The organism is Actinoplanes regularis, assembly GCF_900188005.1.
In the GTDB taxonomy this organism is placed as follows: domain Bacteria; phylum Actinomycetota; class Actinomycetes; order Mycobacteriales; family Micromonosporaceae; genus Actinoplanes; species Actinoplanes regularis.
Window position 1 is genome coordinate 69,175 of record NZ_FZNR01000026.1, and the last position, 21,835, is coordinate 91,009.

General features: G+C 67.9%; 22 protein-coding genes and 1 pseudogene. 10 read left to right on the top strand and 13 right to left on the bottom strand.

Translation table 11 applies throughout. The features are described from left to right. From CHC09_RS39055 to CHC09_RS39070, 4 genes are all read right to left on the bottom strand, one after another. Entirely contained in the window at window positions 1-405 is a 405-nt protein-coding gene (locus tag CHC09_RS39055; RefSeq protein WP_089298313.1) for a hypothetical protein, read from the bottom strand. Continuing rightward, a complete protein-coding gene (gadC, locus tag CHC09_RS39060) occupies window positions 402-1,847 on the bottom strand; it encodes a glutamate/gamma-aminobutyrate antiporter GadC (RefSeq protein WP_089298314.1) in 1,446 nt (481 codons plus the stop codon). The genes CHC09_RS39055 and gadC overlap by 4 nt, the downstream gene beginning before the upstream one ends. Next, window positions 1,844-2,284, bottom strand: coding sequence for a DUF2231 domain-containing protein (locus tag CHC09_RS39065; RefSeq protein ID WP_179277462.1), 441 nt, complete (start codon window positions 2,282-2,284; stop codon window positions 1,844-1,846). Before CHC09_RS39065 ends, gadC begins: the two co-directional genes overlap by 4 nt. A 65-nt stretch (window positions 2,285-2,349) precedes the next feature. After that, window positions 2,350-3,558 (bottom strand): threonine/serine exporter family protein, encoded by a 1,209-nt coding sequence (locus tag CHC09_RS39070; protein ID WP_089298365.1) that lies wholly within the window; start codon window positions 3,556-3,558, stop codon window positions 2,350-2,352. Window positions 3,559-3,668: 110 nt separating this feature from the next. On the opposite strand from CHC09_RS39070, the gene CHC09_RS39075 reads away from it, so the two are divergent. From CHC09_RS39075 to CHC09_RS46860, 3 genes are all read left to right on the top strand, one after another. Further along, window positions 3,669-5,174, top strand: a complete 1,506-nt coding sequence (locus CHC09_RS39075; protein WP_089298315.1) for an MFS transporter — start codon at window positions 3,669-3,671, stop codon at window positions 5,172-5,174. Continuing rightward, a complete protein-coding gene (locus CHC09_RS39080; RefSeq protein WP_089298316.1) occupies window positions 5,171-6,283 on the top strand; it encodes an aminopeptidase P family protein in 1,113 nt (370 codons plus the stop codon). Before CHC09_RS39075 ends, CHC09_RS39080 begins: the two co-directional genes overlap by 4 nt. A gap of 125 nt (window positions 6,284-6,408) precedes the next feature. Further along, a complete protein-coding gene (locus CHC09_RS46860; RefSeq protein WP_089298317.1) occupies window positions 6,409-7,419 on the top strand; it encodes a hypothetical protein in 1,011 nt (336 codons plus the stop codon). Between the two features lie 9 nt (window positions 7,420-7,428). On the opposite strand, the gene CHC09_RS39090 is transcribed toward CHC09_RS46860, so the two are convergent. The 4 genes from CHC09_RS39090 to CHC09_RS39100 all read right to left on the bottom strand — a co-directional run bounded on the left by CHC09_RS39090 (window position 7,429) and on the right by CHC09_RS39100 (window position 9,572). Further along, window positions 7,429-8,010 carry a TetR/AcrR family transcriptional regulator gene (locus CHC09_RS39090; protein ID WP_089298318.1) on the bottom strand — a complete coding sequence of 194 codons (582 nt, stop codon included), beginning with the start codon at window positions 8,008-8,010 and terminating at the stop codon, window positions 7,429-7,431. Continuing rightward, entirely contained in the window at window positions 8,007-8,693 is a 687-nt protein-coding gene (locus CHC09_RS39095) for a DsbA family oxidoreductase (protein ID WP_089298319.1), read from the bottom strand. Before CHC09_RS39095 ends, CHC09_RS39090 begins: the two co-directional genes overlap by 4 nt. Then, window positions 8,693-8,848 carry a hypothetical protein gene (locus tag CHC09_RS46865; RefSeq protein WP_179277463.1) on the bottom strand — a complete coding sequence of 52 codons (156 nt, stop codon included), beginning with the start codon at window positions 8,846-8,848 and terminating at the stop codon, window positions 8,693-8,695. The genes CHC09_RS39095 and CHC09_RS46865 overlap by 1 nt, the downstream gene beginning before the upstream one ends. 112 nt (window positions 8,849-8,960) lie before the next feature. Beyond that, window positions 8,961-9,572 carry a hypothetical protein gene (locus CHC09_RS39100; RefSeq protein WP_089298320.1) on the bottom strand — a complete coding sequence of 204 codons (612 nt, stop codon included), beginning with the start codon at window positions 9,570-9,572 and terminating at the stop codon, window positions 8,961-8,963. 153 nt (window positions 9,573-9,725) lie between these two features. On the opposite strand from CHC09_RS39100, the gene CHC09_RS39105 reads away from it, so the two are divergent. Together CHC09_RS39105 and CHC09_RS39110 are read left to right on the top strand one after the other, a co-directional pair. Next, window positions 9,726-9,992, top strand: coding sequence for a hypothetical protein (locus tag CHC09_RS39105; protein ID WP_089298321.1), 267 nt, complete (start codon window positions 9,726-9,728; stop codon window positions 9,990-9,992). A 206-nt stretch (window positions 9,993-10,198) separates the two neighbouring features. Next, window positions 10,199-10,417 (top strand): hypothetical protein, encoded by a 219-nt coding sequence (locus tag CHC09_RS39110; RefSeq protein WP_089298322.1) that lies wholly within the window; start codon window positions 10,199-10,201, stop codon window positions 10,415-10,417. A 74-nt stretch (window positions 10,418-10,491) separates the two neighbouring features. On the opposite strand, the gene CHC09_RS39115 is transcribed toward CHC09_RS39110, so the two are convergent. Next, a complete protein-coding gene (locus CHC09_RS39115) occupies window positions 10,492-10,935 on the bottom strand; it encodes a hypothetical protein (protein ID WP_089298323.1) in 444 nt (147 codons plus the stop codon). 927 nt (window positions 10,936-11,862) lie between these two features. Here CHC09_RS39115 and CHC09_RS39120 point away from each other — a divergent pair. The 4 genes from CHC09_RS39120 to CHC09_RS39135 all read left to right on the top strand — a co-directional run bounded on the left by CHC09_RS39120 (window position 11,863) and on the right by CHC09_RS39135 (window position 14,402). Then, window positions 11,863-12,096 (top strand): hypothetical protein, encoded by a 234-nt coding sequence (locus tag CHC09_RS39120; protein ID WP_089298324.1) that lies wholly within the window; start codon window positions 11,863-11,865, stop codon window positions 12,094-12,096. Continuing rightward, window positions 12,093-12,566 carry a Clp protease N-terminal domain-containing protein gene (locus CHC09_RS39125; RefSeq protein ID WP_089298325.1) on the top strand — a complete coding sequence of 158 codons (474 nt, stop codon included), beginning with the start codon at window positions 12,093-12,095 and terminating at the stop codon, window positions 12,564-12,566. The genes CHC09_RS39120 and CHC09_RS39125 overlap by 4 nt, the downstream gene beginning before the upstream one ends. Window positions 12,567-12,663: 97 nt before the next feature. Continuing rightward, window positions 12,664-13,557, top strand: coding sequence for an ABC transporter ATP-binding protein (locus CHC09_RS39130; RefSeq protein ID WP_089298366.1), 894 nt, complete (start codon window positions 12,664-12,666; stop codon window positions 13,555-13,557). Then, the gene (locus tag CHC09_RS39135) at window positions 13,554-14,402 is read left to right on the top strand and encodes an ABC transporter permease (protein ID WP_089298326.1); all 849 of its coding nucleotides are present in this window, start codon (window positions 13,554-13,556) and stop codon (window positions 14,400-14,402) included. Before CHC09_RS39130 ends, CHC09_RS39135 begins: the two co-directional genes overlap by 4 nt. A gap of 802 nt (window positions 14,403-15,204) precedes the next feature. Here the strand turns inward: CHC09_RS39135 and CHC09_RS39140 are convergent. From CHC09_RS39140 to CHC09_RS39150, 3 genes are read right to left on the bottom strand one after another with little or no spacing between them, the layout of a single operon-like run. Next, window positions 15,205-16,026 carry a carbohydrate ABC transporter permease gene (locus tag CHC09_RS39140; protein ID WP_089298327.1) on the bottom strand — a complete coding sequence of 274 codons (822 nt, stop codon included), beginning with the start codon at window positions 16,024-16,026 and terminating at the stop codon, window positions 15,205-15,207. After that, entirely contained in the window at window positions 16,023-17,054 is a 1,032-nt protein-coding gene (locus CHC09_RS39145; RefSeq protein WP_203833380.1) for a carbohydrate ABC transporter permease, read from the bottom strand. The genes CHC09_RS39140 and CHC09_RS39145 overlap by 4 nt, the downstream gene beginning before the upstream one ends. 2 nt (window positions 17,055-17,056) lie before the next feature. Then, complete coding sequence (locus CHC09_RS39150; protein ID WP_089298329.1) at window positions 17,057-18,301, bottom strand: sugar ABC transporter substrate-binding protein; 1,245 nt, start codon at window positions 18,299-18,301, stop codon at window positions 17,057-17,059. A 207-nt stretch (window positions 18,302-18,508) separates the two neighbouring features. Between CHC09_RS39150 and CHC09_RS45800 the strand changes: the two are divergent. Then, window positions 18,509-18,667, top strand: a pseudogene (locus CHC09_RS45800) (IS256 family transposase); the annotation flags it as partial. A gap of 44 nt (window positions 18,668-18,711) precedes the next feature. Here the strand turns inward: CHC09_RS45800 and CHC09_RS39155 are convergent. After that, complete coding sequence (locus CHC09_RS39155; RefSeq protein ID WP_089298330.1) at window positions 18,712-21,438, bottom strand: COR domain-containing protein; 2,727 nt, start codon at window positions 21,436-21,438, stop codon at window positions 18,712-18,714. Window positions 21,439-21,835: the final 397 nt, after the last annotated feature.

Genomic DNA, 21,835 nt, shown 5'->3' on the forward strand with positions numbered 1-21,835 from the left:
TCAGGCGTCCTTCAGATCGTCGATCACGTCCTGGAAGGCGTCCACGTACTGCGGGCAGTACACCTTCATGATCAGGAGCTGGCCCTGGAGCAGCTTGTTGTCGACCAGAACCGGTCGCTGGCCGGGGCCGGCCGCACCGTTGGTGAGCATCCCGTAGAGGGTGCTGCGGCGCAGCGCGTCGCCCGGGTCGTAGCAGATCGCCCCGCCGTCGTCGCCGAGGACGCGGACGATCCGGTCGGTGGGCGGCACCCGCAGCCCGGCGGTCGCCAGCGCGGTCTGCAGCTGCTGCGCCTTCGCGGTGGCCTCCGCGGTCTCCTTCTTCCCGTGGTAACTGACCAGGGCCAGGCCCCCGAGCAGCAGGAAGACCACACCGAGGACCAGGTAGAGAACTCGATGCTCCTTCACGCCGTCACCTCCTCCTGCGTCTGCGTCTTCCAGCTCGGCTTACGGAACCGGTAGAACAGGTACGGCACGAGCAGGCCGAGTCCGAGCGCCCCACCGGCCACGATCGCGAGGTAGACCCCCGTGCTGCCCCCGCCGAACTGCGACGACGGTACGAAGCCGATCAGCAGTGCGGCCAGCGACGCCGCGAATCCGACCCCGCAGAGTCCGGTCAGCATCGGCGCCTTGTAGCCACGCGGGTGGTCGGGCTGGTTGCGGCGCAGGCGCACCGCGGCCACGAACATCAGCAGGTACATGATCAGGTACACCTGCGTGGTGATCACCGAGAAGATCCAGTACACACTGGACACGTCCGGGATGAGCGCGTACGCCAGCGCGATCACCGTCGTCACCAGACCCTGCGTGACCAGGATGTTCTGCTGCACGCCCTGCTTGTTGAGCTTCTGCAGGAACGGCGGCAGGTAACCCTCCTTGCGGGAGATCAGCAGCAGCCCGCGGGACGGTCCGGCCAGCCAGGTGAGCATGCCGCCCAGCGACGCGGCGACCAGCATGACCCCGAGGATCGGGGTGAGCCACTGCGAGTCGAACGCGGCGAACACCGCGTCGAACGCCTGCATCACGCCGGCGGTCAGGGACAACTCCTCGGCCGGCACGATCCAGCTGATGGCCAGCGCCGGCAGGATGAAGATGAGCAGGACCAGGCCCATGGCCAGGAACATCGCCCTGGGGAACTCCTTGCCCGGCTTGCGCAGCGAGGAGACGTGCACGGCGTTCATCTCCATGCCGGAGTACGACAGGAAGTTGTTGACGATCAGCACCAGGCTGGAGAGCCCGGCCCAGGTCGGCAGCAGGTGGTCGGCGGTCATCGGCGCGGCTGACTCGTTGCCCTGTCCCAGGAACGCGATGCCCAGGATCACCAGCAGCGCTCCCGGGATCAGCGTGCCGATGATCAGGCCACCGCTGGCCAGCCCGGCCACGCCCTTGGTGCCGCGGGACGACACCCAGACGCCGGCCCAGTAACAGACCATGATCACAATGGCGGTCCAGACGCCGCTCGACGCCAGGTCCGGGTTGATCACGTAGGCCAGGGTGCTCGCCACGAAACCGAGCAGGCTGGGGTAGTAGAAGATGGTCATCGCGAACTGGCACCAGACCGCGAGGAAGCCCATCGGCTTCGACAGGCCCTGGCTGACCCAGTTGTAGACGCCGCCGTTCCAGCCGGAGGCGAGCTCCGCCGAGACCAGCGCGGTCGGCAGCAGGAACACGATGGCCGGCACGATGTAGAGGAAGATGCTGGCGAGGCCGTAGACGGCCATGGTGGGCGACGGGCGGAGGCTGGCCACCGAGCTGGTGGTCATCAACGCGAGCGCCACCCAGGAGATGTAGGACACCGCACGTGCGGTCTTCGGTCGCGAGGTCGCCTGGTCTTCCGCCTCAGCGCTCACGCCGCCTCCCTTCGGGTAGTGGAGAGTCCGGCGGAATCATCGGCGGCCCTGGATATCGGTCGTCTCATCCCTGGTGAATGGTTCGGTTCCAGACGACCGCCGAACCAGGAGGCGGCGAACGCCGCCGCGAATCCGAGCAGCTCCAGCAGCAGGATTCCGGTGTCGGCGGTGCGGTCACCGGTGCGCACCCGGATCAGGGCGAGGGTCGCGAAGTAGAAGAGCACCCCCAGGTCGAGCAGCAGGATCGCCACCCGTGGCCGGCCGACCAGCGCGCCGAAGATCCCGCCGGCCAGTCCGGCCACGACGTTCCAGTAGGCGAGGGTGCCGATGATGGCGGGGGCGCCGAGAAGCGTTGCCAGGTCCAGGATGATCGCCACGGCGAAGAGGCCGAGCGGGAACATCAGCAACAGCGGTTGCACCGGGTTGCGGCTCTGCATGCTTTCCGAGGGTGGATTCTTTCAAGATCAAGAGCTTCATCCCGTACGGATGAAAGGCTCCGTCGTCATCGGACGGCGGCCCGGAACAGCGGGTGCCCACAGAGCACGCCGAGTGCGATCGAGATCATCGAGGCGGCCGCGCCGATCAGGTCCTCCGCGCCGCGGACGGTGTCCTGGCCGAGATACTCGGTCATCCCGATCAGGGTCAGCGCGCCCGGCACCAGCAGCCAGAACCCGGGCAGGAAGGAGACCAGCGCGGGCGGACCGCCCGGGACCCGCTCGACGGCGTACGCCACCAGGGTCAGCACCAGCGCGCCGACGAACCCGCTCAGGTATCCGCCGAGGACGAGATCGCCGAGGTACTGGCCGAGCCACCCGGCGTAGAGGACCAGCGTCAGCCAGCCGAACGAGCGCCGCGGGCCGGCGTGCAGCAGATAGTTGCCGATCGCCACGACCAGCGGGCCGAGCCAGGGAGCCCACCAGCCGATCGTGTTCGGGACGTCCTCCGGGGCGATCGGCGCCGGCACGCCGACGACGTGGGCGGCGCCGATGATGCCGAACGCGAGCAGCAGCAGTTGCAGGGTGCCGGCGACCAGCCGGCTCGAGCCGGTGATCATCTCGTACGCGGAGAGTTCGACGACCCCCATGGTCAGCATCGCGCCCGGCAGGAACGTCACCAGCGGGGCGACCATGGCCCGCAGGTCGGCGTCCGCCCAGCCGCCGCCGGCCAGCAGGAACGTCACCGCGGAGACGGTGAACGCGGCGATCACCGGCATGATCATCTGAGCGCTGGCCCACCGCGCGCCGACCAGCCGGAGCATCCCGATCACCACGCCGAAGAGCACCGCCAGGAGGATGTCCGCCCAGGTCGGCGCGAGGATCAGGCAGATCCCGCCGATCAGCACGGCATGCCCGGCGGTACGCGTCAACGCGCCGAAGCGGGGCGGCATGCGCACCGCGGCGAGCACCCGTTCACTGCCCTCGGCCGGGGTCGGCTCGCCCCGCTCGGCGGCGCGCAGCACGTCGTACACCAATGCGGTCTGATCCAACCGCAACCCACCACGCAGCTGTCTCGTCGGTTCCAGCGTCGCCGGCTCCCCGGGCTCCAGCGCCACCACCAGGTAGGTCGGCAGCACGCTGACCCGCGCGTTCGGCGAACCGTACGCGCTCGCCACCTTCAACAGGTGCTCTTCGATCTGATTGACGGCCTCCCCGGCGGCGGTCAGCGCGCTGCCCAGGTAGAGCAGGAACTGTCGCAGCTCTCGCTCGTCCATGCCGAGCAAGGTAGGCGGAACCGGCGGCCCGGCGATTCATCCGGCGCGAGCGATGCCCTGGATCGCGGGCTTCGGGAGGCTGGCCGCAGCAGACCGGAAAGGAGCGGGCCATGGCGTCGTCGACCGACTCACCGTCGCAGGTCAATCGTGCGGCAGGACTCGGCGTTCTGCTCGCGGCCTGCGTGTCCGCGCTGGTGGTGAACGCCAACACGTCCGCGGTGACGATCCTGCTGCCGGCGATCAGCCAGGACCTCGGCGCCTCGATCGACACGCTGCAATGGGCGGTGACCGGGTACATGCTGGTCGGCGCCGCGGTGATCGTCACGTCCGGCGCGCTCGGCGACGTCTTCGGCCGCCGCCGGATCTTCCTGGGCGGGCTGGTGCTCTTCGTGCTCTCCTGCGCGCTGATCGCGCTCTCCTCGGCGGCCGGCGGGGTGATCGCGGGGCGGATGATCCAGGGCGCGGCCGGCTCCACCATCCTGGCCTGCGGGATGAGCCTGCTCTCGGTGGACTCCGCCGGAACCGGGCAGATGCGGGCGATCACGCTCTGGGGCGCGGCGTCGGCGATCGGCGCGGCGGCCGGGCCGCTGATCGGTGGGGTGCTGGTCGGCTCCACCGGCTGGCAGGGCCTGTTCTGGATCGACGCCGCGATCGCCGCGGCCTGCGTACCCCTGACGTATTTCACGGTCAAGGAGTCGCGCGACCCGGACCGGCCCCGCGAGATCGACCTGCTCGGCACCGTGCTGGTCGCGGTCGCGCTGGTCCCGCTGGTGCTCGCGCTCAGCAAGAGCGGGACCTGGGGCTGGATCTCCGTGCCGACCATCGCCTGCCTGGTCGTCGCCGTGCTGGGCGGCTTCGGATTCGTGCTCGCCGAGCGGCGTGCCAAGGCGCCGCTGGTCGACCTCGCGCTGCTGCGCAACCGGGTGCTGGTCGGCTCGACGTGCGCGATCCTGCTGGTGGCCGGCGTGATCAACGCGCTGATGTATCTGCTCAGCCTCTACTTCCAGGACCCCGCCGGGTTCGGGATGACCGCCCTGGAGGCCGGCCTGGCCACCCTGCCGGCGGCCGCCGCGATGATCGCGATCACCCCGCTGATCACCCCGGTCGCGGTCAAGATCGGGCCACGGTACGCCGTAGCGATCGGATTCGGTCTCTCCGCCGCCGGCTGCGCGGCCCTGGTGTTCGTCGGCCCGTCCTGGTCCTACGGCGCCTTCGTCCTGCCCCTGATCGTGCTGTCGATCGGGCTCGGGCTGGCCAACGGCCCTGCGTCGTCGGCCTCCACCTCGGCTGTCGACGCCGATCAGGTCGGCCAGGCCTCCGGGATCTCCAACATGGCCCGCTACGTGGGTGGATCACTCGCGGTCGCGGCCGCCGCCACCGTCTCCACCGCGGTCTCCGACGGCCGGACCGCGGCCGGCGAACCCGCCGCCGACGCGCTCGCGGCCGGGCTGGCCGGTGCGGCGCTGCTGCTGGCGCTGATGTCCGCCGGTGGTGTCGCCCTGGTACTGCTGCTGCGGCGGCACCGGGCCGAGCCGGTCACCTCCGTGCACCTGGCGGCGGCCGCCGCGGCCACCAGCCACACGATCCCGACCCGGCCCCTCGGAGGTGCTCGATGACCCCCTTCACCAGCAAGGACTTCACCCAGCGAATGGAACGAGGGGTGACCCGGGCGACCGAGGCCGGCCTGACCGGGCTGCTGGTCACGCCCGGGCCCGACCTCACCTACTTCACCGGATACCAGCCGACCGCGATCACCGAGCGGATCACCCTGCTGCTGCTGAGCGCCGACCAGGAACCACACCTGATCGTCCCGGTCCTGGAACAACCGGACGCGGCCGCGGCGGCCGGGGCGCCCGCGGTCATCATGACCACCTGGGCCGACGGCGCCGACCCGTACGCGGCGCCGGCCCGGCTGCTCGACCCGGCCGGCCGGTACGCGATCTCCGACTCGGCGTGGTCGATGCACCTGCTCGGGCTGCAGCAGGCGGTGCCCGGGTCGTCGTACACGTCGATGACCCAGACGCTGCCGATGCTGCGGGCGGTCAAGGACCAGGACGAGGTGGACCGGCTCGCGGCCGCCGGTGCGGCCGCTGACGCGACCTATGAGGACATTCTCGGCGTACGGTTCGAGGGCCGCACCGAGCGGGAAGTCGGCGGAGACCTGGCCCGCCTGCTGATCGAACACGGTCACTCGCAGGTCGACTTCACCGTGGTCGGGTCCGGGCCGAACGGCGCCAACCCGCATCACGAGATGGGCGACCGGGTCATCCGGCGCGGCGACCTGGTGGTGCTCGACTTCGGCGGACTCAAGGACGGCTACGGGTCGGACACCACCCGGACCGTCCACGTCGGGCCGCCGGCCGCCGAGGAGCGGGAGATCTTCGACGTGGTGCGCCGGGCCCAGCAGGCCGCGTTCGAGGCGGTCCGGCCCGGCGTTCCGTGCCAGGAGATCGACCGGGTGGCGCGGCGGGTGATCGACGAGGCCGGTTACGGGGAGTACTTCATCCACCGGACCGGTCACGGGATCGGGCTGACCACCCACGAGCCGCCGTACCTGGTCGAAGGGGAGGAGCAGCCCCTCGTACCGGGAATGTGCTTCTCCATCGAACCCGGCATCTACCTGCCGGGCCGCCTCGGCGTGCGGATCGAGGACATCGTGACCGTCACCGCGAGCGCCGGCCGGCGCCTCAACAACACCAGCCACGACCTGCGGGAAGTGGCCTGAGGCCAAACCCTGGAGTTACGTCGCGGCCGATGGGGGTCGCCCGCGACGTGCGGGGCGCCGGCCGGTTCAGCCCATCCGGGTCCGGCCGGCGCCCCGCCCACCGTCGTACCCGGAATGAGGAATCGATGAAGTCCCTGCGATATCGGCGCACACTCGCGGCGCTCGTTCTGACGGGTCTGCTGCCGGTCGGCCTCGCGGCCTGCACCGGCGAGGGCACACCGGAAGGGCTGCCGTCGAACCGGCCGTCCGCCGAGCGCACAGCCGACCGGACGACCCGGCCGACGCCCACCGACGACGAGACCACCCGGACCGAGGAGCCGGAGCCGACCCGGACCCAGGAGCCCACCCGCACCCAGGAACCGACGAGGACCCAGGAACCGGCCAGGACCCAGGAGCCGACGAAGACGCAGGAACCGACGAAGACGCAGGAGCCGACCAGGACCCAGGAACCGACCAGGACGCAGGAGCCCACCGCCGCCGCGACCAGCATCTCCGCCGAGGTCGTCCCGATCGCCGAGGAGGACGACAGCGACTCCGGGATCTGGGGCTGGCTGCTGCTGATCGGCCTGCTCACCGGGCTGGTCGGGATCCTGCTGGTGAACCGCAATCGCAAGCTCACCGTCTGGGACGCCGAGGCCCGAGGACTGGCGGGGGAGACCCGTACCGTGCTCGGCGTCCGCCTCCCGCCGGTGCTGACCACCCTGAACAGCGCCCAGCGCGGCCTGGCCTGGCCGACGGTCCGCGACGAGCTCACCGCGCTGGAGAGCCGGTGGGCCGCCCTGCTGCCGGCCACTCCGGACGGCGAACGTCAGGCGTACGCCGGCCAGGTCAGCGGCATGCTCCGCGACCTGGTCAACGCGGTCGACGCGGAGAACGAGGCGATGGCCGCCGACCGTGACTGGCGGCTGCTGCGGCCCCGCCTCGACGCCATCCTGGCCGCGTTGACCGCCGCGCTCGAACCCGCGCCAGCCCCGGCCGCCGCACCGGCTCCGGCCCCGGCCACCGCCTCCCCGGCTTCAGCCGCCGCCTCTCCGGCCCCGGCGGCGGGAGCACCCGGCGCCACCAACGAATACGGCGAGCCCTTCGACGACGACGATCCCTACAACCCGCCGCCCCCGCCCCGGCACGCCAGATAGGCGTGACCGCTATCGGGCCGGGACGTGCCGCAGGCCGTCCAGCAGGAACCGCAACCGGCGCTGATAGTCCTCCCTGGACTGCCGGAGGCCCGCCTGCACCACCACACCCCGCTCCAGGATCAGATGGTGCAGGTCCTCCGGCGTCAGGTCGGCCCGGACAGCCCCGGCCCGCTGAGCGTCGGTCAGCACCCCGAGGGCGAACCGCTGTGCCCGCTCGCACAGGTGGACGAGGGGCTCGGAGTCCGGCATGGCCCGGAGGAGCACGTCGTTCGCGGCCGGCTCGTCGTACTGCAGAAGCCACATCCGCAGCAGGTACTCCTCGAACCGCGCGAGCGGATCGTCGAGCCGGCCGACCGCCGCGATGATCCCCTGGATCCGCTCGGCGACCAGCTCGTCCACGACCGCGTCGATCAGCCCGCGCCGGCTGCCGAACCGGTGATAGATCGTGCCCTTGCTGACCCCGGCCGCCCGGGCGACCTCGTCCAGCGGGGTGGTGAGGCCACCCGAGCGGAACACGTCGAGGGCGGCCCGGCGGATGCCCTCGACGTTGCGCCGGGCGTCGGCCCGCCGGGGCCGCTCCGGTCCGGTCATGCCGGCTGGGCGGCCCGGTCCTGCCAGGACAGGTCCAGCGCCTTGCGGAACATCTCGATCGGCTGCGCGCCGGAGACCGCCCGCTTGCCGTCGAAGACGAAGAACGGCACCCCGGAGATGCCCAGCTCCCGGGCCTGCGCCAGGTCGGTCCGGATGTCGTCCTCGAAGGCCCCGGTCGCCAGCGCCTCGGCCGCGCCGTCCCGGGACAGGCCCAGCTCGGCGGCGAGATCGGCGAGCACCCCGTGGTCGGCGACGTTCAGCCCGTCGGTGAACTCGGCCCGGAACAACCGATCCACCATGTCGTGCTCACGCCCGGCCGCCTTGGCGAAGTGGATCATCCGGTGGGCGTCCAGCGTGTTCACCATGAAGCTGCCGTCGAACCGGAACTCCACCCCCGCCTCGGCACCGCGCGACGCCAACTGGGCGTGCGACGCGGCGATCTGCGCGGCGGGCATCCGGAGGCTCTTGGCCAGGTACTCGTCGGCCGGGATCGCCTCACCGGCCGGGAAGCCCGGGTTCAGCTGGAAGCTGTGGTAGCGGACCTGGACGGCTCCGCCGTGCGGGAATTGCTCGATCGCCTGCTGCAGGATCTTGTCACCGAGGTAGCAGAAGGGGCAGACGACGTCGCTCCAGACGTCGATCGTGATCGGCTCGGCCGCGGGGCCGAAAGCGCTCGCCGTCATCACAGACACATCCCGTTCACGTCGCACACGCCGGCGTCGTCCGCCGACTCCAGCAGGATCAGCGCCGGGGCCGGGGCCGCTGCGGGCTCGGCCCCGGGCTGCTCGGCGGCGGGGGAGACCGGCTCCACCGCTGCCGGCACAGAAGTTGACTCCATGGTCAAGAAGCTAACACCAACTTGACGCCACCGGCAAAATGCTGCGGAAGGCAGAGTTTTCGCAGGTGGCGTGCGCCACTCCGGTTGTCGGCGGCGACCTGACGTTGGGGTGTCAGGTGGTGGCGATCTCGTTGACCTTCGCCTTGACGGTCAGGGTCTTGGACTTCGTGCCGTCGGGGCCGATGGCCTTCAGCGTGTACGTGTGGGTCTGGAAACTGCCCGGGTCGCCGCCGCACGGGAAGTTCAGCGTGGCCGAGCCCGTGGCGCCGTACTCGTCGTAGATGCCGGGGCCGTCGACGGAGAGCGTGGTCTTGTCGGCTCCCGTGGCCTTCCACTCGAGGACCACCGGCTGGCCCTCGTACCGGACCTGGTCGGTGCCGGACGGGCAGGACGGCTTCGTCGCGACACGGAAGTAGGCGATCGACGGCCCGGCCGGGGCGGTGGTGGCCGGTGCGGTCGAGGTCGTCACCTTGTGGGTCGGGACACTCCGCGAGGTTTGCGTGCCCGTCGCCGCCGGCGCCGACGCCGGGTCGGAGGCGGCCACGGACGGTGCGGCGAGGCTGGTGGTCGCGGTGGGGCTGGTGCCGAGGCCGGTCGCGGCCTCGGTGTCGCGCGACCGGGACAGTGCGATCCCGGCCACCACGGCCAGGATCACCATGGCGAGCAGAACCGTGATGAACCAGCGGCGTCTCGCCGCCGATGACGTGACATCCTGAGCCGACACGGTGTTCCCCCTGGTGAGACGTTTGGGGAACTCTATGGGCGACGTTCCCGGCGCGGTATCACCCGTAGGACGACCTGGCACGAAGCCGGTACCGCGAGCGCGGCGGACGTGATCGGGCAGCACGAACAAGATCCTTTATGGCAACCTGTTGCGATGCCGCGTGCCCGTCTGTCCCGGCTTGCCGGGGCCATCATGCTCATCGTCGCGTTCGTGCTGCCGTGCATCGCGTTCATGGGCGCCGCCGGAGATCTGCTGCCCGATCAGGACCCGACGCCCGAGATGCTCAAGGAGCAGGCCGCGGCTGACTTCCGATTCGGCGTCGCGGTCGCGGTGAGCTGCGCTCTCATCGCCGGCGGCCTGATCGCCTTCATCTACGCCTACAAGCAAGGACAGCCCGGCAAGGTCCGGAACAACAGCTAGACCAGCCATCGAATAGCACCTGGCCGGCGCCACAGCGGAATCAACTTGGTGGGTGGATGCCATTCGCTCGATTCGCGCTGCTGTTGGTGGTTCCGGCCGTCAGGAATTGGCCGGTGATCTCTTCGATGAACTGCTCGAGCTTGCCGAGAACTTCGACCTGATGCCGCTGTGGCAACTGTTCGTGGGTCTCTCGTACTGCGTCCGGGGTGAAAGCGTCGGAGACCAGCTCCGATCTGGCCAAGGAGACGCTGGCGGCTCTCTACGACGCTGTTCGCGACTGTGAGGATCTGCCCGAATTCCCGGTCGCGACGGCCGAGGAGGTGGTGTTCGCCGCCGAGTTGGCGAACGAGAGGTGCCTCCGTGCGATCGTCCGCCAGAAGGAATTGATCCGGGCAGCCGCAGGCGTGTCATCAGGCGGTTTGTAGGTCGGATCTGACCTGCCACCAGGCCGGCGGGCATGCGGCTGCCGAAGGAACGCGGTGGCGGTGCGGTTCTCCGCTCACTTGGTGGCCACGCATGCCTGGCCGAGGGAGTGCCAGCGGCCGCCGCTGTACGACCAGCCCTCGGCGCAGACTCTGCCGCTGCCGTGGCCCCTGTACCGCCGGGTGTTCTGGCCGGCCCGCCACGGACTGTCCGGTGTGGTCACGTTCAGGCGGGGACCCCAGATGTGGAAGCGGCCCTTGGTGACGTTGACCCTGAACTCTGCCCAGGCCTCGTAGTCGACGCCGACGTTCGCGGTGTGGACGCAGAGACTGACGTTGCAGTCCGCCGGGCCGCTGACGTGTGGCGATACCGGCGCCGCAGCCTCGTCCTGTGCGGCGATGGCACCGGCACCGCTTACGTTCTGGCCGCCATGCGTCGGTGCGGCGTGGGCGTCCCCGGATGAAAGGGCAACGCCGAGCAGGCCCGCCGAGACGGCCGCGAGGGTCGATCGCACTCGCATGCGGGGTGCGGTTCTCGTGAAGGTGGATCTCATCGTTGTTCCTTCTGCTTTGTGCCATGCCGGTGCTCCTGAACGGCCGCGACCGGGCATGGAGGATCGGCGCGTGGGCGTCACCCCGCGGCCTGGCTGGTTGATGGACGCGTGTCGAGGCATGCATCCACACCGATGGGGCCCGCTATTGGGCCATGCGTTTCCGGAACGCCGTCGAGTTGGACGGCGTTGCTCCGCGGCGAAGCCGGAGTGGGAGGCGCGCCTGACGCCTCGGACTCGGCGATAAAATTCCGTACGCCCTGCCTCTCGCCGATTCACCCAGCACTGTTGTGCGTGTGGCGTCGGCGCAAGGCATCAGGGCTTGTACTGGATGCGTCGCAAGAGAGAATACCGCGTGGTCGGGGCGGGGCACGTGGCTTCGACGACCGAGGTCTGCCGCAGGTGATCACCGGTCCGCTGGGGAACTTGTCGCTTGGCCGCATGCGTGATGGGCGCGGATGCGGGCCGGTGTCACCATTTCGGCTGCGGCGGGCTCAAGGTAGCGGGTGAATCAGTTGCCCATGATGTTCTCGGCGTGGGCCGCGGATGCGGTGAAGACGGCGATGCCTGTGACTGCCAGCGAGATCACGATGCGGATGGCCTTACGTCCCAGCGCGCGCATAGCGGAACCCTCCTTGATCGGTCTGCGTGAATGTGTCGTCACTGTAGAGGAGTCCGGGCCTTGTCGGTGGCCCGCCGATGGGGCGGAACGGGGCCGTGCGGCGCGGCTGGGCCTGGAGGCTGGGGGGCGCCGCGCGAGTGCACCAGGGGGCTTGGCCTCCGGGCCTGGTTGCGGGGCTCCACAGGTCGTACCGGGGAAAGGTTTTGAAGGCGCTCCGCGAGATTGGTAAGCAACCTGAGTTGCCTATGGTCTGATAAGCAACTACGGTTGCTTACATGTCCGTGGAGATTTCCGCAGCCGGCGAGGTCGCCGATCGGCTCGCGGCCGTCGGCGCGTTGCGGCGGCTGGCCGATCGGCTCGAGGACGCCGCCGTCGAGGAGGCCATGCGGTCCGGCTGGAGCTGGCCGCAGGTCGCCGAGGCGCTGGGCGTGACCCGTCAGGCCGTTTACAAGAAGCACGCCAAGCGACTCATCGCCGCCGGTGTCGCGCTGAGGAGGCGCTTGGGATGAGCAGTTTCGACCATTACCTCAACAAGATCCTTGTCATGGCCGGGGCGGAGGCGAACGCCGAGGGCTCGGCCATGATCGAGGCGCACCACATGCTGCTTGCGATCGCCCAGGACGGGTCGCCGACTCTGGCGGCGGCCGGGATCGATCACGCGGCCGTGCGTGCTGCGCTGGATCATGAGTTCACCAGAAGCCTCGCTGTTGCGGGAGTGCGCGTCGATGGCGGGCTTCCGCAAGCGACCCCGCAGACGGCGGGCCAGCCGGGTCTGGGCGCGACCGCGAAGGCCGCGCTCGACCGGGGCTTCGCGGGGGCACAGCGCAAGCGCGACTGCCGGCCCGGGCACGTGCTGCTCGGCGTCCTGCTCGCCCCGGTCGGCACGGTGCCGCGGGCCCTCGACTTCGCGGGTGTGGACCGGAGCCGCCTGATCGAGGACGTACGCCGGGAGATCGCCGGTGGCGACGATGAGCGCTGACGGCGCCGGGAACTCGCCGGTGGCGATGAGCGCTGACGGCGCTGGGAGCTCGGCGGTGGCGATGAGCGCTGACGGCGTTGCGAACTCGCCGGTGGCGATGGGCGGCGACGCCGGCGTGGCCGACGACGCCGTCGTGATCGACGTGGTCGGGCTGCGGATGCGGTACGGGACGGCCGACGTCCTGCACGACGTCACGTTCCGGGCCCGGCGCGGCGAGGTGCTCGCCCTGCTCGGGCCGAACGGCGCGGGCAAGACCACCACGATCGAGATCCTGGAGGGTTTCCGCACCCGCTCGGCCGGCCACGTCGAGGTGCTGGGCGCAGACCCGGCCCGTGCCGGCGAGGAGTGGCGGGCCCGGGTCGGTGTGGTCCTGCAATCGTGGCGCGACCACGGTAAATGGCGGGTCCGCGAGCTGCTGGCGCAGGTCGGCGCCTACTACCACGGGTACACGACGCCCTGGGACCCGGACGACCTGGTCGACGTGGTCGGCCTCAGCGGGCAGGCGAACCAGAAGATCCACACCCTCTCCGGCGGCCAGCGCCGCCGCCTCGACGTGGCCGTCGGCATCGTCGGCCGGCCCGAGGTGCTCTTCCTCGACGAGCCGACCGTGGGCTTCGACCCGGTGGCTCGCCGTGATTTCCATGATCTCGTGCGCGGGCTGGCCGCCGAGCACGGCACGACGATCCTGCTCACCACCCATGACCTCGACGAGGCCGAGCGGCTCGCGGGTCGCGTCCTGGTGCTGGACGGCGGCCGGATCATCGGCGACGGCACCGCCGAGGAGTTGGCCCGCCGCGTCGCCGGCCAGAACGAGGTGCGCTGGTCGCTGAATGGGGACCGGTTCAGCCGGCCCACCGACCGGCCGGCGCGACTGGTCTACGAGCTGTATCGCGAGCACGGCGACGACTTGCGTGATCTGGAAGTCCATCGGGCATCGCTCGAGGACACGTATCTGTCTCTGTTGAGACCCGTGGACGGAGGAGTGCGATGAGCCCGGTCGGGAACGCCCTGCGGGCCGGTCGCTCGCGGGGACTGGTCGAGTTGCGACAGTCGGTCACCAACGGCGGCGACCTGTTCAACCACTTCTTCTGGCCGGTGCTGATGCTGGTCACGCTCTGGTTCCTGCGGGATCGCGAGTTCGGGCAGAGCGGCTTCCCGCTCGGCGCGCTGGTCCTGCCCAGCATTCTCGGGATGAACGCGGCCATGGCCATGGTGACCATGAGCCAGCAGCTGACCGCCGACCGCGAGGACGGCACCCTGCTGCGCGCCAAGGCCACCCCGAACGGCCTGCTCGGCTACCTGACCGGCAAGCTGATCTCGGTCTCCGGCGGCCTGCTGATCGACCTGTCGATCTTCCTGCTGCCCGCGCTCTTCCTGGTCCGGGGGCTGGCGGTGGACCGGCCCGGCGCCTGGCTGACGCTGCTCGGCGTGCTCCTGCTCGGTCTGATCGCGACCCTGCCCACCGGGGCCGTTCTCGGCTCGGTCTTCACCAGCGCGCGCGGCCAGGGCCTGCTGACCCTGCCGATCCTCGCGGTGATCGCGATCTCCGGCATCTTCTACCCGATCAGCGTGCTGCCGGGCTGGTTGCAGGGCGTGGCGCAGGCGTTCCCGATCTACTGGATGGGGCTCGGCATGCGGTCGGCGCTGCTGCCGCCGGAGGCGGTCGCCGTCGAGCTCGGTGACTCCTGGCGGCACCTGGAGACGGTGGCCGTACTGGGTGCCTGGGCCGTGGCCGGGCTGCTGATCGCCCCGGTGGTGCTGCGCCGGATGGCCCGCCGCGAATCCGGCTCCAGCGTCGCCGAGCGTCGCGACCGGGCCCTGCAACGGGTCGGCTGACCCGGGACCTCAGCGACGGCGGTAGATCTCGCCCCGCGCCGCCAGTTCGTTGAACCACCCCGCTTTGGCAGCCGGCACCCAGGGGCCGCTCGATGAGCGGCTTCCCGGTCCGCGCGGCGCACCCGCCGGAGACACAGACCGCCACCAGTCCGGCAACGATCACAGTCGGGGCGATCAATGCGCGCTTCGCGACCCGCGACGGTAGCTCCTTCAGCGGCAACATGTGGAGCCCGGCGTTCGGATCTCCGGCCTGCCCGGTCCCGGATCAGACGCTGCAGGCACGAAGCGTTTGCTGTCAAGGGGTTCACCACTGCGCGTCGAGTTCGGCGAGGCGTTGGCGGAGCCGGCGGGCGTCGGGTCGGGGCAGTGCACGGGTTATGACGTGCAGGGTGCGCCGGAGTTCTCGTGGGTCCGGGCAGCACTCGACGATGCCGCAGCCGTGTGCGGGATCGAAAAGCCGGTGGGCCGGGTCGTGGAGGAATTGGCTCCAGGCGCTCAGGGCCTGGTGCGCGGCTCCTGGCCATAATCGCGTGCGTTCGAGCTGAGCGATCGTGGCCCTGCCTCGCGCTGTCAAACCGGGCAAGGTCGGGACGGTGTGGTCGAGGCGGCGGTGTGCTGCGGCGCGCACTTGCGCCGGCGACTTACGCGCCATGGGCCTCTCTGAAGATCGTCATGGCTGACATGGTGACATACCGGCCGGCTGGTGTTCCTGTGCGCTGCACGCCGCGCCGCCCAGCGGTCCATCGTGGCTCGGCCGGGCCGAGCGATCTGCAGCGTGCCGGAGGGCGCCAGAATCGCCTCGTCAGCCCTTGGCGGCGCCCTCGTTGGCGTCCCGGACGAAGTAGCGCTGGAAGACGAGGAAGATGACCGCGACGGGGATGATCGTCAGCAGGGACGCGCCGAGCTTGAGCGGGTACTGGGTGCCGGACCCGAGCGAGCCGGTGACCAGGTCGGCGAGGCCACGCGGCAGGGTGTACAGGTCCGGGTTCTGCACGGCGATCAGGCTGTGCGTGAAGTCGTTCCAGGAGCCCTGGAACGACAGGATGGTCAGGGTGATCAGGGCGGGCCGCACCATCGGTAGCACCACCGACCAGTAGGTGCGGACGATCCCGGCGCCGTCGACGTGGGCGGCCTCCTCGACGTCGATGGGGACGGCCGCGAAGGCCTGTTTCATGATGAAGATTCCGGTGGCGTCGACGAGCAACGGCAGGATCAGCGCGGTGTAGCTGTTGTAGATGCCGAGCTGGTTGAGCACCAGGAACTTCGGAATGAGCAGGACGACGCCGGGTACGGCCATCATGGCGAGGATGGTGGCGGAGACGGTGTCCCGGCCACGGAAGCGCAGCCGGGCCAGCGCGTACCCGGCGAGCGAGTCGAAGAAGACCCGGCCGAGCGTGACCAGCACGGTCATCAGGACGGAGTTGGCCAGCCAGAGCGGGAAATCCGTACCGTGCAGGATCTTTTTGAAGCTCGCCGCGGTGAACGGGTGCGGGATCGGGGAGAGCGGGTGGGCCGCGGCGTCGGCTTCGGTCTTGAAGCTGTTCGCGATCTGGATGACGAACGGATACAGGAAGATCAGAGCGAAGAGGACGAGTACGGCGTACCCCGCGGCCTTTCTCCTCATTCCTCGCTCCCGGAGCGCATCAGCCGCCGTTGCAGCAGCGTCATCGCGATGATGACGACGAAGAGGAGGAACGAGATGGCCGCCCCGGAGCCGTAGTCGAAGTCCTTGAACGCGGTGCGGTATGAGAGATACGCCGGGGTGAGCGTGGTCTTGGCGGGGTCGCCCTGGCTCATCACGTAGACCTGATCGAAGATCTGCCAGGTGCCGATGAGCCCGAGCGTGACGATCAGGAGCAGGGTGGGTCTCAGCTGGGGCAGGGTCACGAAGCGCAGGCGCTGCCAGGGGCCGGCGCCGTCGATGAGGCCGGCCTCGTCGAGCTGGACCGGAAGGTTCTGCAGGGCCGCCAGGAACATCAGCATGAACGTGCCGGAAGTGGTCCAGACGGCCAGGGCGATGATGGCGCACATCGCGACGCTCGGCCCGGCCAGCCACTCCCACCAGGAGAGGCCGAGCAGGCTGTGGCCGGTCAGCATGGCCGGCGGTGCGGCCGGGTCCACCAGGCCGACGGTCCCGAGCAGCAGGTGCAGGACGCCGCGCGGGTCGGCGAACCACTGCGGGCCGGCCACGCCGAACAGGGCCAGCAGCTGGTTGACGGCGCCGGTGCTGGTGAACAGGAAGAGGAAGACCACGCTGATCGCCACCGAGCTGGTGACCGAGGGGAAGTAGAACGCGCTGCGGAAGAACGACTTGGCCCGGAGCAGCTTCTGGTTGACCACGAGCGCGAGGAACAACGCCAGCACCGTCTGCGCGGGCACCACGATGAGCACGTAGTAGCCGTTGTTGCGGATGCTGGTCATGAAGTCCTGGCGGGCCAGGCTGTCCACGGTGAGCAGGCCGGTGTAGTTGTCCAGCCCGGCCATCGGCACGCCGGAGCGGAACGGGCTGCCCTGGCCGTTCCACGCGGTGAAGCTGACCCACAGCGCCATGCCGATCGGCACCACCAGGAACAGGGTGATGATCACGATGGCGGGTGTGACGAACAGCCAGCCGACGGAGCGCTCGGGCCCGCGGATTCCACCGGCGCGCACGATCAGCCGCTCAGGACGGCTTGGGTGTACTTCTGCAGGCGTGCCAGGATCGTTTCCGGGTCAGCGGTGGCCAGTTGCTGCAGGCCGGTGTCGAAATCGGACAGAACGCTGTCCATCTTCGGGGCGTTGACCGGGCCTCGCGCGTACGCGGCGCCGTCGATGAAGGGCCTGTCGGCGGGGAACCGGGCGATGTATTGATCCTTGGCGGACTGCCGCGACGGCATCACACCGAAGGCCTCGGCGAACCTGAGTTGTTGCCGGCCGGTCGTCATCGCCTCGACGAACTCGATCGCCTGCTGCTTGTACCTGCTCCTGGCCGCGATGCCCCAGCACTTGGTGAAGGCCAGGGTGCCTCTGCCCTTCGGGCCGGCCGGCAACGGGTTGATCGTGTACCTGACGGCCGGATAGTCGGCCCGCAGCGCGCCTTCGATCCAGTTGCCCTCGAACGTGATGGCCGCCTCGCCCCGGCCGAACGCCTCCCCGGCCCAGCCCGCGTCCAGCTGCTTCGGGTATTTCAGGAGGTCTTCCCTGAGCAGCGCTTGTACGTACCGCAGGGCCTGTAGATTCTCGGGGGTGTCGGCGGTCGCCCGGGTGCCGTCGTCGCTGATGATCCAGCCGCCGGCCTGCACCAGGAACGCGCCGATCCGGTCGCGGCTGTTGCCCAGCACGATCGGCGTGATCCCTTTCGCCTTCAGCCGCTGCGCGGTCGTGGTCAACTGCTCCCAGGTGGTGGGCACATCGGTGGGGGAGAGACCGGCGGAGGCCCACAGCGCGGTGTTGATCTCCATGGCGAGGGTGGAGAAGTCCTTCGGGACGCAGTACAGCGTTCCGTGGTAGGTGAACGACTGGCGCAGCGCCGGGTAGAAGTCGTCCACATCGGTGATCTTGTCCGCGTACGGCTCGAGCGCGCCGACGCTGACATAGTCGGCGAAGCGGGCCGCCTCGACGTAGAACACGTCCGGCGGGATGCCGCCGGCGAAGGCCTGGCCCAGTTGCTGGGCGAGGTCCTGCGCGGGGATCACCGTCGCCGTGTTCCCGCTGAATGCCGCCCACGCTGTAGCGGCACCGGTGACGGCCGTGGTCTCAGCCTCGCCGGAGGAGGCGATCAGGATCTGCAGCGACGCCGGACCGCTACGCTGAGCCGGCGGCGTGCTGTCAAAGCCGCTGCCGCCACAGGCGGCATTCGCGAGGAGCACAGCAGCTGTTAGTACGGCCAGCGTGGTGTCCCGAAGCGGTACGGCAACCACACAAACCACTTTAGTCGGGTGGAGCGGGCCAGACGCCCGAAACGGGGAGGCCGCCGAGTCGACGGCCGGCGCAGCCGGCCCGTGGGGGTTAGCTGCCGCTACAGAGTCGTCGACTGGCGATAATGTCGGCAAGCCGGGCGGTGTGGTAATAACGGTTGCCTGTTCCGGGCAGTTGGTTGCCGGACGGTATCCGGCTTCGACCAGTTCCCGTCCGAGCAGAGTTGATTGAAGTGTCTCTATCTGGCCACCCGGTCGCTGGACCCGGCTGGGCGGGGCCGGGGACGATGGGCGATGCGCGGGAAGGCGGCCCTGAACGCCCTCTCGATCACTTTCGGCGACGGGTTCACGGCTGCCGAAATCTACTAACCGAGAAGCCGGAAACACCGCTAGCGAGCGAGACAGTCCCGACGCTAGCCGTCGGCTGACACTGTTGCTGTCGGTTGAGTAGCCGACGTGGGTATGGTCGGTCCGGGTGTCCTTGACGTCACGGGCGTGGTGGCCGTGCTCTTTGGTTTGTTGCGCTCCTGCTCGTCGCCACGGTAGGCGAGATAGGCGATCCAGGTCCCGATCAGGGTGATTAGGAGCCCCGCAAGAGCGATCATGGCGCCGACTTTCGGCAGCCCGAGAACACGAAAGCGTTCGACAGCTGGCTCTTCCTTCGGCTCGAGGGCAAGCTGTGGGGCATGCGGCGACGGGTGAACTGGAGCTCTGGAAGACTGGTCTTCCACGCCGTCGAGCAGCAGGCTGATCGGGAATTCATCAATCATCCCTTGTGGGGTGACCTTCTCGATGCCGGCCGATTCCAGATTGAATAAGTGGGTATAAGGAACCCAGAATCCGGGGTAGCCGGGCACGGGAACCTGCCCTTCGCCCGTGAGACCTGGAATGGTGAGTTCAATTGTCCGCAATTGGACGCGAATGGCTTGAAGAAGGCCGCGGCGTCCCTTGGCTGGACCCGACACTCTGATCGTAATCACTGCGTCCTCGCGGTCGGCCTTGACCAGTGCCCTGTTGCCATCCAGAGCGAACACCACACCGGTCCGCCAGACTGTTCTCTGGCTGATTAGGTAGTGCAAGCGAACAATGAGCCGCCCGATAATGCTGGACGGCAGAACGCCGTAGCGCACTGTAAAGTCGAGGGTGTCCTCCCACCGCCCCGTGTCCGGTTCCTCTTTGGTAAGAAGGTCCGGGATCAGGAATACATCGTCAGATTCGAAGCACAGTTCGAACTTCTTCATCATCTCAATGATGTATTGACGCTTCTCCGGAACGTACTTCTCCTCGTCTAAGATCGTGTCGATCTTCTGCCACGTCAGTAGGCCCTTTTCTTGGGCGGCCACATGCGAGTTGAGCAGGCGATACACACCGCCGGTCACCCAGCTCGGGTTGAGGATGTTGGTGTCCCGGAGGCGAGGATCCTTACGGAAGCAGAGCACCGTGCCGAGGTCGTGGAGGAACTCGACGAGCCGCTCCTGCGAGGCCAGCGTGGTCACGCCCCGCTCCCCGCACAGCACTTGGTATTCTGTAAAAGGAAGGTAATCGGCCTCAAGTTGTTCCAGATGCTCCTTGACTCTGAAGAAAGATGCGGGCAGCAGATCCTGGACATGCGACATGTCGCCAAGTGTGTGCTGGAGTGATGCACGGACAGCGTCAATACCCTCATTATTAGCACAAGAGGTCTCGACGATGTCGACGATATCGGGGTACTTTCCACGTAGGCCGCGTTGGTCGATGTCGAGACCGAAGTCCTCGCATTTGTTGCCGACCAGTATTACCGGCGAGCCACCCGAGAAGCCCTGGATCAGTTTGAGCCAGTATTCGATCCGGTTCTGTTCCTCACTCTGGCGAGCGTCCACCACGAGTAGATATACACTGCGACGGGTGAGGAAGAACTGGTGAGTTGCATGCATGATCTCCTGGCCACCGAAATCCCAGAGGTTTACGGCGATTCCGACGCCGTCAACCGACACATTCCAGCGAGTTACGTCGATGCCGTCGGTCTTTCTCTCGTCCGAGTCAAAGTCCCCGCGGGTCAATCGCCTGATGATCGAACTCTTGCCGACCGCCCCCTCGCCGACGACGAGAACCTTCGCCTCGTTGAGGCGCTTCTGATCTTTTTGGATGCTGTCCAGGTAGGCCCAGATCTCGGTCGGTTCCTGTGGCCGCGAAAGAACCTCGGGCGGGACAGGAAGGCTGTTGCCATTTAGGCCGAAGTATGAAAGCCCGCGAAGATTGGAAGTATTGTCGGGTAGCGAATATATTTTGTTTCCTGCAATATTGACAACCTTGAGCGTCCCGAGTCGGGAAATTGAATCTGGAATGCGCGTCAGAAGATTTTCCGCGAAAAGCAGGCCACGCAGGTTTTCAAGATTCCCGACGTTCTCCGGTATCTCCGATATTCGTTGGCCAGTGAAATCGAGCCACTCCAGGCCCGGAATGTCGAATAGCCACGAGGGCAATGCTACAACCAATCCGTGCCTACTCCGGGGGCCTACGCCGGACACGCGCGCGAGACTTCCCGGAAAGGGTGGCTGCAAGGGCCTGATCGATGCATCGTATCCAGCGCTGTAAGTACCTGATGAGTTAAACTCTAGAACGCGAAGTTTGTCCAATTTGCGTACAGATATCGGCACTGCGTTCAACGGATTTCCGGATATTATGAGGTGTTCCAGGCTTGGTGGAAGTGCGATTTCATTCGAAGCTTTTATGCGGTTGAAGCCAAGGTTAAGAGCGGTGAGATGTTTTAGTTTATGGAGACCTGCGGGAGGGGATGAAAGATTGCATCCAGTCAGGCAAAGAATCTCCAAGCGAGCTAGTCTTTCGATGCCTCGAGGGATTCGACCTAATCCGGGGATGCGCACCCCTAGGTGCCGCAACCCGGTCATACTAAAGATTTCTCTAGGGAATGCCGTGAAGGTGTTACATGAAATATCTAGCGATTCGATGTTAAGCTCGGGGAACCAATTGGGTAGCGCTGCGGCTGGATAGTCGAGCATCTGCAAAGAATGGAGCTTCGGGATATCCAAAAGCTCGCGGGGTAATTCTCTATCCTCTTTGCCAGAGAAACTGAATCGACCCGTATGGTCGGCAAGTTTCAGTTTGTCTTCGATGTCGCCCATGTTGATGGCAAACTCCATTTATGCAACTCGACTATTTCGGTCATGCTACGCGACCAGTGGTCTCGTGTGGACATGTGTTCGACCCGTCGAGCTTTCCTCGCCGTGGCGGGGTTGGTGATGGTGAGCCCCTCCTGTGTCGACACACGATGCGGATTATGGTACGACGGCAATCGACCAAGATCGTTTTACGTAGCCTTGCCCTATCGATCGGGTTACGAAATTTTTTCGTGTCGACTGCACGATCGGTGGGCGAATCCGTTCAAAGATGGATGACCGGGGCGCCGATCGACCCGAGTGGATAGGCAACTAATCGTCGCGCATCGGCACTAACTAGAACTAAACATCCAGCTGGCGCTCCATCCCGACGCCCGGCTCGCCACCGTGCAGTACCACTGGTCTGGGTCGCTCTTCGCGT